Origin of the sequence: Acerihabitans arboris (assembly GCF_010131535.1) — a bacterium.
In the GTDB taxonomy this organism is placed as follows: Bacteria; Pseudomonadota; Gammaproteobacteria; order Enterobacterales; family Enterobacteriaceae; genus Acerihabitans; species Acerihabitans arboris.
Genome location: NZ_WUBS01000004.1, coordinates 196,477 through 210,342, shown reverse-complemented (window position 1 = coordinate 210,342; position 13,866 = coordinate 196,477). Strand labels below are relative to the sequence as shown.

The 13,866-nt window shown below is 56.4% G+C and carries 10 protein-coding genes; 5 read left to right on the top strand and 5 right to left on the bottom strand.

What is annotated here, in order from left to right; genetic code table 11:
• Positions 1-113: 113 nt before the first annotated feature.
• Positions 114-3,824: a hypothetical protein gene (locus GRH90_RS07110; RefSeq protein WP_162365245.1), complete on the top strand. Its 3,711-nt coding sequence runs from the start codon at positions 114-116 to the stop codon at positions 3,822-3,824.
• Here the strand turns inward: GRH90_RS07110 and GRH90_RS07105 are convergent.
• The 5 genes from GRH90_RS07105 to yebS all read right to left on the bottom strand — a co-directional run bounded on the left by GRH90_RS07105 (position 3,816) and on the right by yebS (position 9,120).
• Complete coding sequence (locus GRH90_RS07105) at positions 3,816-4,352, bottom strand: hypothetical protein (RefSeq protein ID WP_178113051.1); 537 nt, start codon at positions 4,350-4,352, stop codon at positions 3,816-3,818. The genes GRH90_RS07110 and GRH90_RS07105 overlap by 9 nt on opposite strands.
• A gap of 166 nt (positions 4,353-4,518) precedes the next feature.
• A complete protein-coding gene (locus tag GRH90_RS07100; RefSeq protein WP_162365244.1) occupies positions 4,519-4,710 on the bottom strand; it encodes a YdfD/YebW family protein in 192 nt (63 codons plus the stop codon).
• Positions 4,711-4,916: 206 nt separating this feature from the next.
• Complete coding sequence (locus GRH90_RS07095; protein ID WP_162365243.1) at positions 4,917-5,162, bottom strand: DUF1480 family protein; 246 nt, start codon at positions 5,160-5,162, stop codon at positions 4,917-4,919.
• Positions 5,163-5,267: 105 nt separating this feature from the next.
• Complete coding sequence (locus GRH90_RS07090; RefSeq protein WP_162365242.1) at positions 5,268-7,898, bottom strand: PqiB family protein; 2,631 nt, start codon at positions 7,896-7,898, stop codon at positions 5,268-5,270.
• Complete coding sequence (yebS, locus tag GRH90_RS07085; protein WP_162365241.1) at positions 7,870-9,120, bottom strand: membrane integrity lipid transport subunit YebS; 1,251 nt, start codon at positions 9,118-9,120, stop codon at positions 7,870-7,872. Before yebS ends, GRH90_RS07090 begins: the two co-directional genes overlap by 29 nt.
• Positions 9,121-9,355: 235 nt before the next feature.
• Here yebS and msrC point away from each other — a divergent pair, with 235 nt between their 5' ends.
• From msrC to htpX, 4 genes are all read left to right on the top strand, one after another.
• Complete coding sequence (gene msrC / locus GRH90_RS07080) at positions 9,356-9,853, top strand: free L-methionine (R)-S-oxide reductase MsrC (RefSeq protein WP_162365240.1); 498 nt, start codon at positions 9,356-9,358, stop codon at positions 9,851-9,853.
• Positions 9,854-9,948: 95 nt separating this feature from the next.
• Positions 9,949-10,665 (top strand): RNA chaperone ProQ, encoded by a 717-nt coding sequence (gene proQ / locus GRH90_RS07075; RefSeq protein WP_162365239.1) that lies wholly within the window; start codon positions 9,949-9,951, stop codon positions 10,663-10,665.
• A 19-nt stretch (positions 10,666-10,684) separates the two neighbouring features.
• Positions 10,685-12,733, top strand: coding sequence for a carboxy terminal-processing peptidase (prc, locus tag GRH90_RS07070; RefSeq protein WP_162365238.1), 2,049 nt, complete (start codon positions 10,685-10,687; stop codon positions 12,731-12,733).
• 211 nt (positions 12,734-12,944) lie between these two features.
• Positions 12,945-13,826 (top strand): protease HtpX, encoded by an 882-nt coding sequence (gene htpX, locus GRH90_RS07065; protein ID WP_162365237.1) that lies wholly within the window; start codon positions 12,945-12,947, stop codon positions 13,824-13,826.
• Positions 13,827-13,866: the final 40 nt, after the last annotated feature.

The following is a 13,866-nucleotide window of genomic DNA, read 5'->3' as shown; positions in this document are numbered from 1 at the left end:
CAAGATAATGATGACGCAAACGCGAATAAATCCTTAAAAGTATAGCTTTGCGCTTGTAATGAATTAGGCGTTAAGAATTTCATAACGGATTGGACTCTCATAAAGGCGCTATCATGAAATTATTGACCCTCCACGCGAAAAAAAATCATACCGATACTGAAACGGAGCTGATGACCAATGATAAAACGCTAAAAGAACGGCAAGAAACAGAAATGCTCTTTGGCATGATAAAGCATGCGCGCAATGAACAGGACGGGCGGAACATTCCGTCCGCATCTCCGCTTGATACCGGGCGCAAGCGCATCGGTTTGCGGCTGCTGTACGCTTACGGCCTGTTGACGCGATTACCGGCATTACCCGGCGCGCTGACGGTGGATCCCGATAATGAAAAGGTGCTGGCCGGGCTTGGAAAAATCGCTGCGGCCGGTTTGCCGCGGGACCCGGGATCGGCAAGGGCCAGGCGGGATGCCGGCCATGCCGTTGAGGGCCCCGATCCCTTTACCCGAGAGGATCGCCGTGCCGCGCGTTATTTGCAACAGCGTGAAATGGAACAACGGTATAATAAACCGATAATAAACCTGGCGCAGCAAAATAACTTTATTTCCGGATTACTTTATCATTCGCCATGGAATATGTCGGCGCTTGATAATATTCATTTTCCCCAAGCGATAAGGCTGGTGGACAGTACTTTGCGCTATCTTATCGCTAAACCAGAGGGATTAGCCAAAATTGCCTATGTTTTATTGCAAAGTTCTGGGCTGTATGGCGCGTCCCCTGCCGAAAGGCTAACAAAAAACGTTATGAATAAAGTCGTCGACGACTGGATTAGCGAAAATGTATTCGGTTCCAGCATTGAAACATTCGTGGCGCGCGGGCTGCTTGGCCAACCGCAGCCACAGGGGCGGGAGCCGGCGCAGGGCGCTATCCCCTTTAACGTAAAAACCTGCCGCGACATGATTATCGCCAATCTTGGCGCATTCAATACCGGCGGGGCGGCGTTGGACGAGGCGGCTGCGATCGGGAAATTATCCCCTTATCGCTACCTGCTTGATAACATTATTACTCCGGCGATGCCAACGCTTTTTTTTTCCCGGGAGAAGCAACGTCCTGATAGCCTGCAACTGGGCACCCTGGACTGGTGCTACCTGCATATCGGACTCGCTTTTGCCGCTAAAGGCGCGTTTGACGTCAGCGATATAACACAAGGGGAGCTGATTGACATCGGCTGCTCGTTATCGGCGCTGATGATGATGGGATCGTTGTCGGCCGCCATGATTGACCTGTTTCGTTTCCCGGCATTGCTGCATTACCTGAAGTTCAGGCTGGATAAAGATAAAAACGCCGCCCCGGAGATTGATTTGCGCGCCGACGATACCCAGCAAAACGCCTTGATGCATTTTTTTTCCTCCGGCGAAGCCAGGGAATATGCCGTCAATCCGTTTAAACAATTCAGCGACGCCATGAGCGGATATCAATCGCGCACGGTAATGGCGGCGGCTATCCTTAAAACGCGCTGTGGCGACCTGCCGGCGGAGGAACTCGCGCGCAGGCTGGATCTCTATAAAGAGAATCCGGACGACTATCATTGTCCTCCGGGGCCGGACCATCGGCCTGTCGACTACCTGACCGACCTGAATCACGCCTTTGAACAGCAAAATCAGGCTATCGCCGATAAATATGCCGTTGTCGATCGGTTAATGATCATGGATGCCATGGCGTCCCTGCCCGATGAGGAACAACATTATCTGGTTTCTGCAACCGTGAGAAAGGCGGGCGCGGATTTTTCACGCCTGGATTATGTTACGGGCCTGCCGGCGGAATATTTTATGACCGGGGTCAAACCGGCGGTGCAGTTATTGACCGGTATCGACCTTTTTTTGGCCGCCAGGGAGGGTGAAGAGCGTATATTTGCCCTGGTTCGCGCCGAGGCCGGCTATTGGCTGAAGCGGGTGGATCGTCAACAGGAAAATTATTACGCCCTGATGGAAAAAGATATCAGCGGCAGCCACCGCTATTATCGGCTAAATATCTATGGGGGCGAGCGTTCGATGGGGTTATATAAACCCCCCGGGGACGCGCTTGCCGCCGTCGCTGAACACATTACGTCACAGCATGGGGCACGCCTGGCGAACGCGCTTTATACCCATGGCTACGACGAAACCGCGCAGGAAGCGTTAAGCCGTTTCCTGCTCTCTTTTATCCCCTTTTATCATTGTGCCGCCTGGGATCCGCACCGGCGGGAAGAGGCGTTGATCTCCTGCGTGATGGACGGGCTGAACCTGTTGCCGCTAGCGGGGCAGGCCGCGACCCTGTCGTCGCGAATGGCGGCCAAGGTGGGCGTGGGCAGCGTCTTATCCACGCGGGCCGGCTTGTCCAGCTTTGCGGCCGGTTCAACGCTGAAAGGCGCGTTGGGCGCCGGTATGCGCACATTTGCCAACCTGGCCATGGCTTCGGCGGCGGAAGAACTGGATCGCAGGGCGTTAATCGGTCTGTTGACCGAGTTGGCGCGCGCCATGGATCCCGGCATGGAAACGGCGGGCTTATTGGGCCAGGCGGCGGTAGACCAGGTGCGGAACGCCGCCAGGTTATTAAGCGGCCATAGCCCGGTTATGCGGAAGTTATTCCAAAAACTGGAAAATGACGTGCCGCGGGTCAATCTCCCCACCGCGATAGACGAGTATGCCACGGGCCGTTTGCCGGGCATCGGGCACGCCATCCCGATTACGCGGCTGTCCGGGGATCGCTATCTTGAGCAGCCGGTTTACGTCAGGATCAATCCGCAGACCGGCGATTGCTTCGGCAAAAAGTACACCCTGTTGCAGGATAATACCCTGGCCGCCGTTCCCCTGCCGGCGGCAAAGCACCTGAGGAATATTCTGCGTGTGGGTTTGAGCGGCAGGGGGGCGGGCAGCGCGGCAAAGGTGTGGAACCGGTTTAACAGCGTCGATGATATGGTTACCGAAGTGATTAACGGCGTGGAATGCACGGTACACATTTCACGTTATGGCGAACCGGGGAGCGAAGCGCTGCTGTTTCCCGAACGGGGCATCACCCTGTCCCAGCAACCCTTGGATCTCGAACGCTATAAATCGGTATCAGACAGCCTGCCTTACAGCGAAAGGATATCCATGCGCCTGTGGACACTTGCGGGCGATGAGGGATCCGGTTACTCAGATATCGAAAGGTTGCTTGAAATAAAGGAATTTTTGCCCGTCAAAGGCAGGATCAATAGCAATCTGGCGGATGGTGTCGCGTTGGAGAGGTGGGAATTTTGGGACAGGTTTATTTATACCAATCTATTGGATGTCTTTAAACGGCCTTTCCCCCGGCAGTTGGGCCACTACCTGGGGGTAGGGCAATACCCGCCAGGGGAATATATTCCCTGGGCGGATACCATTGGGCCCGGCGATATTGTGACCAATTATCCCGTTTTTATGAGCGTTGCCGCGGTGGACGATTATGCAAGATTCTACACCGCCCGGGCCGAAGGCGCCGCTAGCAAGGGTATAAAACACCAGCAGGCCATGATGTATTACAAAATCGAGGGGGGACGACAATTCCTGCCGTTGATTACCGGGCATGCGGCCAATGCGAAGGCCAGCGTGGAATATTTAGTACAGCCTAACAGCGTGATGCGCGTCAAAAGCGTCTCCACGGCCTATATGCTCGAAGGCGACACCACACCGCAGCGCATTGGGATTGTCCTGGAGGAGCATATCGGACCGGTAAGGGAGGCCAAAAATATTTATTCGGGCGAGACGGTGTCGTTCAGCGACGATCAATGGGCAGGCCAGGTACGGCGTTATCATGAATCTTTACTTTAAACCCGTGCCGTGGCCGGCGGCCGGCGCGCCGCTTATCAGGTTAGCGCTCGTCGTCGCATCGGCGGGCTGCGTCTCCAGCACCTGTTTTATTACCCGGTAGCAATCATCGATATGGGCATTGCCGAGGAATTTCATGGCGCTAAAGCTCAGCCCCGCGGCCGCCGCCTGGCCGATAATCGGTACATAGCGGGTCACCGACTTGGTCGCCACCCGCACCCCCACCCGCTTGAGCACCATTTTCACCAGTTCGCGGGTAATAGTGCTGCCGATAAGCCTGCTGCCGATGCCGGTAATCGCCACCAGGGTATATTTTTTGCGATTGGGGTGCACCCTGTCGATCTGCGCCGCGGAGAGACCGAATTTTTCATTAATGGTCGGCAATAGGGCCATCAGCAGCGAAACATCGGCGCCGATATCCAGGCCGGGGATGGGGATCACCGCGGCGCCGGCCGACAATCCGGCGCGGCGGGTGACGATTTTTTTACACTCCACGCGCACCTGTTCCAATTCCGCCAAACTATTGATCATTAGGTATTCCTGCTATGCCGATAACAATGCAATTATCACGCCTGTGACTATCGGAGCGATAGGTTGCCCTAGGGTCAGGGGCAGGTAGAATATTGTGACTACCCTCAGTAACAAATTCCCTGACTGTCTTTAGTCGTCAGCCTTCGGGCTGACTTTTTTTTGCCGTTTAAAAGTCGGCGTACTCACTGGCCGGCAGCCAGAAGCCGTCAATAAATTGCTCGATGGGATAACAGCCGCCATAACGCAGGCGCTGTTCGTTCATGGCGGAAAGGCATTGCGCTTCACTACGATAAGCGCCGATCAAGACTTCTTCGCAATCCTGGCCCAGGTAACAGATAAAAATCATTAATGCATACATACCGGAAACCCTTTACTGAGATGCCCTGCCGGCGCTTGGCCGGTTATTGTCGGTTTATAGCCTGAAGTATAGCCCAGCGGCGCGGGGCTGCAGTAGCCAGGGTAAAGACGATAATGGCCCTATGCGGCGTGGCGGCAGGGGGCTGGACGGCAAAACGACGGGGTTAGGCCGGTGATGGATAACCCGCCGGGCGGCGGGTGATGACGTTATTCCAGGCGCATTATCCAGGCATCGCTATCGTTATCATAGTGTTGCCGGAACAGCACATGCTCCTTGCCGTCCAGGAACGCCGGGATGCTGGTGTTTTCATCCCATCCGTCCAGCTGCTTGCACAGATCGGGATCGGATTGGCACGGGATACGCAGGATATTCTCAACGTTGCGATCCGCTCCGGCAGAGAGTTCGGCGTCGTCAACTTCAAAACTTCCTATTTTGACAGTAGTCTTGGTCATATATAAGCCCTTTTACGCTATCTCGCCAGGATAAGTCCTTAAGCAAGCCACGTATAAAGCATAGTCAAGATCGCACAAAACGCTAAACGCCGCCCGGCCTTGGGTTCAACCTTGCGGAGGAATGGCGGTGCCCCATTCATGCCACTCTTTCGGCTCTTCACCAGACAGCAGGAAATGCTTGCCGGCTGAGGCCTTGGGCGCCAGCGGCGTGGTCGGCGGGGTGGCAAAGGCGATGCCGCCGCGGATAAACTGCTGGAAAGTGCCGCTTTTCACCGTGCCGCCGGTGAGGCCGAACTTGAGGTCATAACCCGAGGCCAGCCAGAAGACTGAATTATTGCGCACCAGATGTTGGTATTGTTTGCTGATGCGCAGCGCCACGTATACCCGATCCGCCAGCGATCCCAGCGACAGGCTGGTGACGGTGCCGACCTCGATGCCGCGGTATAACACCGGCGTGCCGATTTGCAATGAGCCGGCCTCCGGTGTGTCCACCACCACGTTTAATCCGTCAAGGTAACGTGAATCGGTAATGGTTGCCTCCTGCAGCTCAAAATTGCGCGTGGCCTGACCGCGCCCTGGCTCGACGTTGATATACGGCTGCAGCAGGGTTTCCAGGTGATTGACGCCGGCGGCGGAAATTTCCGGCGTGACCACGGAAAAATGCGTTCCCACCCGGGCAAAGGTTTGCACATATTCCGGATACAGCACCGCCTGCGCCATCACCTCGCTGTTTTCCGTGGACAGCTTCAGGGTCTCCAACTGGCCGATATCGATACCCAGGTAACGGATCGGCATGCCCGGCGACAGTTTGCTGGCGTCGTAGGTGCGCAGCACAATCTGGCTGCCCACCGCCCGGGCGGCATTTTCCGAACCGTAGAGTTTACGCGGCGCCCCTTTTGCCAGTACCGCGCCGTCCAGGTTATCAAAGCTGATGGCACCTTTCAGGGCGCGGTCGAGCGGTGATGCCTGCACGGTGATGCCGTTGCCGTTAATCTGCACCCGGGCGCCGCCCTCGGCCCAGAAAATACTATTGGGCGTAAGCAGCTTGCGGTACTGCGGGTGTATATACACCTCTACGTCGAAGCTTTGCGCTGTCGGGCGCACGTCGATGATTTCACCCACCTGGAACTTGCGGTACATCACGATGGAGCCGGTTTGGATATCCGGCAGGCTATCGGCGGTGAGCGTCAGCGTCGGCGCGGGTTTGTCGCCCTGGATACCCTGATCGGCCATTTCCCGGTTGCCATAAAGCGGATAACGCGCGAGCGGCTCGCCCTGGCTGCCGGGGATAATCACGATGCCGCCGTCCAGCCATTCCTGCGCGCTGGTGCCCAGCACCCGCACGCCGTCCAGGCCGAATTTCACGTCGACCCGGCTGTTAACGATAAATTTAGTGTTTTTATGCAGCAGGTCGGCATATTCGGGATTGATTGCCGCTTCAAACACCACCTGGTTATCGATGAGCCGGCGGCTGATAACTTTACCCACCGGGATACCGTGCAGGGTCAGCGGCTGGCCGCCGTCGATGCCGTAGCTTTGCGGCGCCGTCAGGCTAAAGGTTCGCACCCCGGGTTCCTGCAGCAGCACATGGTTACTGTCGAGCAGGGTAAAATGCTGCCGCGGTTCGCCGCCGCCCGGGATCAGCTCCAGGGTGACGCCGGTCAACAGGTTGCCGAGATTGGCGTTGTTTAATGACAACTGCGGCGTATGCATTTCTATACGGGTGTCGCTGCGCATCAAATCGACGATTGCCGGATTGATGGTCAATTCACCGGTGACTTTATTATCACCGCCCAGCGTCATTTTGGTCAGGGTGCCGACTTCCAGCCCCTGGTAGAGAAGGGGGGTATGCCCCTCGCTCAGGTTCTGGCCGTTAGGCAGATCGAGCTGGATGATCACCCCGCGCTGGCTGTGGGCCAGGTCGGGGTAGAGCGTAAAGTTGTCATCGGAACGGGCCTGCTCGCCCTGCGGCGGGGAATCAAAGGCTATGGCGCCGTTCACCAGCGCCGCCACGCTTTCCATCTCCACCCGGGCGCCGTGGAAATCCACATCGGCCTTGAGGCCGGAGACGTTCCAAAAGCGTGTTTCCTTTTTCACCAGATCGGTAAAGCGCCGGTCAATCAGCACGTCTATATTGACGCCGCCTTTGTCGCGTGAAATGTCGTAATCGTAGACTTTACCCACCGGCAGCTTTTTGTAATACACCAGCGAACCGGTGTTAAGCGAACCCAGGTTATCCGCATGCAGATGCACCAGTAGCTCACCGGTGTTCACCCGGTATTTGGGCTGGGTGTCGAGGGCGATAAAATGCTTTTCCTCTTCGCCTTTGCCCGGCATCATGCCGATATAGTTGCCACCGACCAGGGCATCCAGCCCTGAGATGCCGGCAAGCGACGCCTTGGGCGTCACCAGCCAGAACTGGGTGCCTTTGCGCAACGCGTCGCGCATGTCGCGCTTGATGCTGACCTCGACCCTGATGCTTTTGAGATCGTCGCTGAGCTTGATATTCTGCACCGTGCCGACCTCAACCCCCTGGTAACGAACCGGGGTGCGTCCGGCCACGATGCCGTCGGCGGAAACAAAATCAATGGTCGCGGTGGATCCGCGTTCCTGGATAGTACTGTAGACCAGCCAGCCGGCAATCAGCAGGGCAATAAACGGCAGCAGCCAGAAAGGCGATATACGGCGCTTATTTTTGACTGCCGCGCTAGTCGGTGTAGTCGGCGTTTGTTGCATGTGCATCCCATATCAAACGGCTGTCTAACCACTCGACAGCGAGGATTGTCAAAATAACGGCGGCGCCAAAAAAAAACGCCGCCGGTCCGATGGTAAAGGCCAGCAGCTGGTCGCGATCGACCAGCGACATCGTGATGGAAATAACAAATAAATCCAGCATCGACCAGCGTCCGATCCAGCTTACGAAGCGCAGCAAGCGAATGCGCGTTTTCAGGCCTTGCCGGACGTTGAAATGAATAGTGATCAATAAGGTCAGCAACACCACGACCTTAATAAAGGGCACCAGGATACTGGCGATAAATACGATGGCCGCCACCGGGATATTATCCGCCGCCAGCGAGCCGATGCCGGCCAGGATGGTGCTTTCATTACGGCTGCCGTTAATATAGATAATTGAAATCGGCAACAGGTTGGCGGGAATAAGCAGCACCATGGCGGCTATCAGCGCCGACCAGCATTTTTGCACGCTGTGGCGCCGGCGGTAACGCAGCGGTACATGGCAGCGCGGGCAGCGGCCGCGCACATCGGCGTTGCCGGTAAAATTGCAGGCCAGGCATACCCGCAGGGTCGCCATATTGGTCCGGTACGGCAGCCGGGCCGGCTGGGGATAGAATTTTTCCCATAATTGCCCGATATTCAAATGCGTCAGCGTCAGTACGCTGAGCAGCGTCAGCGCAATGAACGCCGGCAGCGCCAGGCCGGTGGTGACAGCGGCGTAATCCTTTACCTTGATGGCCGCCACCCCCATGCCGATCAGGTAAATATCCAGCATTACCCACTCTTTAAGCCTGTCGAGCATCAGCAGCACCGGACGCAGGTTCATCCCCAGCCGGTGGCCGAAATACAGGTACAGCAGGGAAAAAACCAGCGTGCAGGGGGCGCCGATGGTGCAAAACGCCACCATGCTGGCGGTGATGGGATCGCCTTGTAGCGCCATCTGCCAGATGCCGTGCAAAAGATTGGCGCTGATCGACGCTCCCAGCAGGCGCACGCTAATCAGCGAGTCGGCGTAGGCAAAGGGCATCAGCAGCAGCATGGTCGCCGCCATCACCGCCAGCTGATTAATGGTCCATTCATGGCCAAACGCCACCTTGGCCCGGCAGCGCGGGCAGAAAGCGTCCTGGTTGTGGTTTAACGCGGGCAGGATAAATAACGCGTCGCACTGGGCGCAGCGCTGATAGCGGCCTTGCGGCAAAACGCAATGAATGTGCTGTATTTTCATATTCCGGGACGCTGAGCGGGTTTACGCGCCATCATGCCTGCCTTTCATATTCCATCAATCGGCAATCGACCCCGGCATGGCATTGCCGGATGGGGTTGCGCAAACATACCTGCGGATACTGGCTTTGTGAAGTCATAAAGGGTTAATCTTGTGGCCGTGGGCATTTATTGCTTAATGTATTGCCGCCGGCCCGTTGGCTGGTATAAGACAGATTAGCTCATTTATTGGCTTTAATATGAAAAAACAACAATGCTATGCTGAATTACTACAAAATTTGTCGTCGCTGATCGAGGGCGAAACGCATTTTATCGCGGCGATGGCCAACTGTAGTGCATTGCTCTTTGAACATCTCGAGGGTGTCAATTGGGCCGGTTTTTATCTGCTCGACGGTGATACACTGGTGCTCGGTCCTTTCCAGGGCAAAGTGGCCTGCGTGCGCATACCGCTGGGCAAGGGCGTCTGCGGCGCGGCGGCGGCGCAAAACCGGATACAGCGGGTGGATGACGTGCACGCATTCCCGGGGCATATTGCCTGCGACGCCGCCAGCAATGCCGAAATCGTGCTGCCGATTACCCTTGATGGCCGGGTCGTCGGGGTGCTGGATATCGATAGCACGATTTACCATCGCTTCGACCAGGACGACGAAGATGGCCTGAAAGCCTTGGTGGAAAGGCTCTGCCAGCAGTTAGAGCACACCGATCTGCGACGTTTTATCAATAATACTTTATATTGATAGACAGATAACGTGGCATTTGCCGATGGCGTCATTATAATGACGCCTGTTCATGCCTGCGCTGGTTGGCAAACCCGTTGTAATCAGGAAAATTCATGGAAAATCAACCCAAGTTGAACAGTAATAAAGAAGTCATCGCCTTTCTGGCCGAGCGGTTTCCGCTTTGTTTCACCGCCGAAGGCGAAGCGCGGCCGTTGAAGATCGGCATTTTTGCCGACCTGGTCGCGCGAATCCAGGGGGAGGACAGCCTGAGCAAAACGCAGTTGCGTTCCGCTTTAAGGCTCTATACGTCTAGCTGGCGCTACCTGTACGGCATCAAGCTCGGCGCCCAGCGCGTCGACCTTGACGGCAATCCCTGCGGCGAATTGGAAGCGCAGCATGTAGAACATGCCCGCAAGCAGCTTGAGGAAGCCAAGGCCAGGGTCCAGCAGCAGCGCGCAGCCCAGCAGGCTAAAAAACGGGAAAACGGCGAAGCGCCGCAGCCGCGTCGTGCCGCGGCGGTTAATCAGCCCGCCGCCGCCGACAAAAAAGGGCCGGACGGCGCCGCCGCGCCGCGCAAGCCGCGTCCGGCCAACCGACCCAGGAACGATGCCAAAAGCGATCGTCCGTCACAGCCGGTAAAACAGGCCGCTCCCGCGCGCCAGATACCGGTTACCGATATTTCGAAATTGCATATTGGCCAGGCAATCAAAGTCAAGGTGGGCAAAGATCCCATGGAAGCAACGGTTATGGAAATTGCCAAAGAAGGGGTACGTGTGCAGCTTTCTTCCGGGATGGCTTTGATTGTGCGCGCAGAACACCTGCAGTTCTGATACGGAGGCCAACCAGGGCATGAACAAATTTGTCAGAGTAACTGCAATTGCAGGGTTGTTACTGGCGGGATCGGCATCGGCGAATGATAATAAAATCACCCGCGCCGACCAGATTCCCCAGCTTCACGAAGAAGCGCAACAAGAGACCGTCAGCGAACGCGTCACCGCACGTTTTACCCGATCCCATTATCGCCAGTTTGATCTGGATGATGCGTTCTCGGCCAAAATATTCGACCGCTACCTGAATATGCTCGATTCCAGCCACAACGTCCTGCTGGCCTCGGATGTTGCCCGGTTCGCCGATAAGAAAAACCAGCTGGATGATGAATTAAAAAGCGGCAAGCTGGATGTCCCGTACGCGTTATATAACCTGGCCCAGCAACGGCGTTTTGAGCGTTATCAATATGCCCTCGCCGCGCTTGCCAAACCGATGGATTTCACCGGCAACGACACCATTGAACTCGATCGCAGCAAGTCTCCCTGGCCGCAGAACGAGGCGGAGCTGAATAAGCTATGGGATGCCAAGGTAAAATACGATCAGTTGAGCCTCAAGCTCACCGGCAAGGATGATAATGAAATCCGCGATATCCTGACCAAACGTTATCAGTTTGCCATTCGGCGCCTGGCGCAGAGCAATAGTGAAGACGTGTTCCAGCTGGTCATGAACGCCTTTGCCCATGAAATCGATCCTCATACCAATTATCTTTCGCCGCGCAATACCGAACAGTTCAACACCGAAATGAGCCTGTCCCTGGAAGGCATTGGCGCGGTGCTGCAAATGGATGACGATTATACGGTCATCAATTCGCTGGTGCCGGGCGGGCCGGCGGCGAAAAGCAAAACCATTACCGTGGGCGATCGCGTCGTGGGCGTCGGCCAGACCGGCAAACCGATGGTGGATGTCATCGGCTGGCGGCTGGATGATGTGGTTTCGCTGATCAAGGGGCCGAAAGGCAGCAAGGTTCGCCTGGAGATCCTGCCGGCGGGCAAGGGCACCAAGACACGTATCGTCACCGTGACCCGCGAGCGTATCCGTCTTGAGGACCGCGCGGTTAAACTCACCATCAAAGAGGTGGGCAACCAGAAGGTCGGCGTTCTGGATATTCCCGGTTTTTATGTCGGCCTGACCGATGATGTGAAGGTACAACTGCAAAAACTGCAAAAACAAAACGTCAGCAGCGTGATCATTGATTTGCGCACCAACGGCGGCGGCGCCTTGACTGAAGCCGTCTCCCTGTCCGGTCTGTTTATTCCCAGCGGCCCGGTGGTGCAGGTGCGCGACAATAACGGTAAAATCCGTGAGGACAGCGACAACGACGGCATCGTTTATTACAAGGGTCCCCTGGTGGTGCTGGTCGATCGTTTCAGCGCCTCGGCGTCGGAAATCTTTGCCGCCGCCATGCAGGATTACGGCCGGGCGCTGATCGTCGGCGAACCGACTTTCGGCAAAGGCACGGTGCAGCAATACCGCTCCCTGAACCGGATATACGATCAAATGCTGCGTCCTGACTGGCCGGCGCTGGGTTCTATCCAGTACACCATCCAGAAATTCTACCGGATTAACGGCGGCAGCACCCAGCGCAAAGGGGTAGTACCCGATATCATCATGCCCACCGGCGACGAGACGATTGAAACCGGCGAGAAATTTGAAGATAACGCCTTGCCCTGGGACAGCATCAACGCGGCCACCTTCACCAAGTCCGGCGACCTGAAACCCTTCTCCGCCGAACTGTTGAAAGCGCACCAGGAAAGGATAGCGGCGGATCCTGAATTCCAGTATATCGCCCAGGACATCGCCCGCTTCCACGCCCTGAAGGATAAACGCAATATCGCCTCGCTTAATCTCGTCCAGCGCGAGAAAGAGAATCACGAGGATGACGCGATCCGGTTGCAGCGCACCAACGAGCGCCTGCAGCGGCAGGGTAAAAAGCCGGTGAAGACCATCGACGCTATCCCCAAGGATTACCACGAGCCCGATCCGTACCTGGATGAATCCGTGCATATCGCCCTGGATTTATCCAAGGCGGAAAGCACGCAGCCGGCAGCGCAGCCCGCGCCCGTCAAATAATCGGTCCATTACCTACGCGGATTCCAAGGCGCCTTCACGGCGCCTTTTTTTATGCGCGCCAGTTGTACGCATCGGCAAAGCGGAAAAGATTAACAAAATGTAAAGTTATGTCTTTTTAGGCACTTAATGGCCGGTAAAGCTTGAAAACGCCCGTGAAGCCCATACGATCAGGGTAACGCACTGGGCGTTATTTCTGAGGAATCACCTGTTTATGATGCGCATCGCTCTCTTTCTACTCACCAACCTGGCTGTCATGCTGGTATTCGGTCTGGTACTGAGCCTGACGGGGATACAGTCTTCAAGCGTGACCGGGTTAATGATCATGGCCGGTTTGTTCGGTTTCGGCGGCGCTTTCGTTTCACTGCTGATGTCGAAATGGATGGCGCTGCGCTCGGTCGGCGGTGAAGTCATTGAACAGCCCCGCAACGAGACCGAACGCTGGCTGCTGGATATTGTCCGCCGGCAGTCGCAGCAGGCCGGCATAGCCATGCCGCAGGTGGCCGTTTACCCGGCGCCGGACATCAACGCCTTTGCCACCGGCGCGCGGCGCGACGCTTCCCTGGTGGCGGTCAGCACCGGCCTGTTGCAAAACATGAGCCGCGACGAGGCGGAGGCGGTCATCGCCCATGAAATCAGCCACGTCGCCAACGGCGACATGGTGACCATGACGCTGATCCAGGGTATCGTGAACACCTTCGTGATTTTTGTCTCGCGCATCCTTGCCCAACTGGCCGCCGGCTTCATGTCATCCAATCGTGATGAAGGCGAAAGCAGCAACGGCAACCCGATGATCTATTTCGCCGTCTCCATGGTGCTTGAACTGGTGTTCGGCGTGCTGGCGAGCATTATAACCCTGTGGTTCTCCCGTCATCGCGAGTTCCACGCCGATGCCGGATCGGCAAGGCTGGTCGGACGTGAAAAAATGATTGCCGCGCTGCAGCGTTTGAAAACCAGCTATGAGCCCCAGGAGGAAAGCAGCATGCTGGCGTTTTGCATCAACGGCAAATCCAAATCGTTCAGCGAGTTGTTCATGTCCCACCCGCCGCTGGATAAGCGTATCGAGGCGCTGCGGGCGGGCACCTATCTGAAATAACGAATGGAATGGTTTTTTACCCGGCCGCTGAACCGGCCGG

What these genes read in the sequence shown, in the direction of transcription:
- GRH90_RS07105 (WP_178113051.1), bottom strand. Translation starts at nt 4,352, where the DNA reads ATGATCAATAGTTTGGCGGAATTGGAACAGGTGCGCGTGGAGTGTAAA.
- GRH90_RS07095 (WP_162365243.1), bottom strand. Translation starts at nt 5,162, where the DNA reads ATGACCAAGACTACTGTCAAAATAGGAAGTTTTGAAGTTGACGACGCC.
- proQ (WP_162365239.1), top strand. Translation starts at nt 9,949, where the DNA reads ATGGAAAATCAACCCAAGTTGAACAGTAATAAAGAAGTCATCGCCTTT.
- GRH90_RS07110 (WP_162365245.1), top strand. Translation starts at nt 114, where the DNA reads ATGAAATTATTGACCCTCCACGCGAAAAAAAATCATACCGATACTGAA.
- yebS (WP_162365241.1), bottom strand. Translation starts at nt 9,120, where the DNA reads ATGAAAATACAGCACATTCATTGCGTTTTGCCGCAAGGCCGCTATCAG.
- htpX (WP_162365237.1), top strand. Translation starts at nt 12,945, where the DNA reads ATGATGCGCATCGCTCTCTTTCTACTCACCAACCTGGCTGTCATGCTG.
- GRH90_RS07100 (WP_162365244.1), bottom strand. Translation starts at nt 4,710, where the DNA reads ATGTATGCATTAATGATTTTTATCTGTTACCTGGGCCAGGATTGCGAA.
- prc (WP_162365238.1), top strand. Translation starts at nt 10,685, where the DNA reads ATGAACAAATTTGTCAGAGTAACTGCAATTGCAGGGTTGTTACTGGCG.
- GRH90_RS07090 (WP_162365242.1), bottom strand. Translation starts at nt 7,898, where the DNA reads ATGCAACAAACGCCGACTACACCGACTAGCGCGGCAGTCAAAAATAAG.
- msrC (WP_162365240.1), top strand. Translation starts at nt 9,356, where the DNA reads ATGAAAAAACAACAATGCTATGCTGAATTACTACAAAATTTGTCGTCG.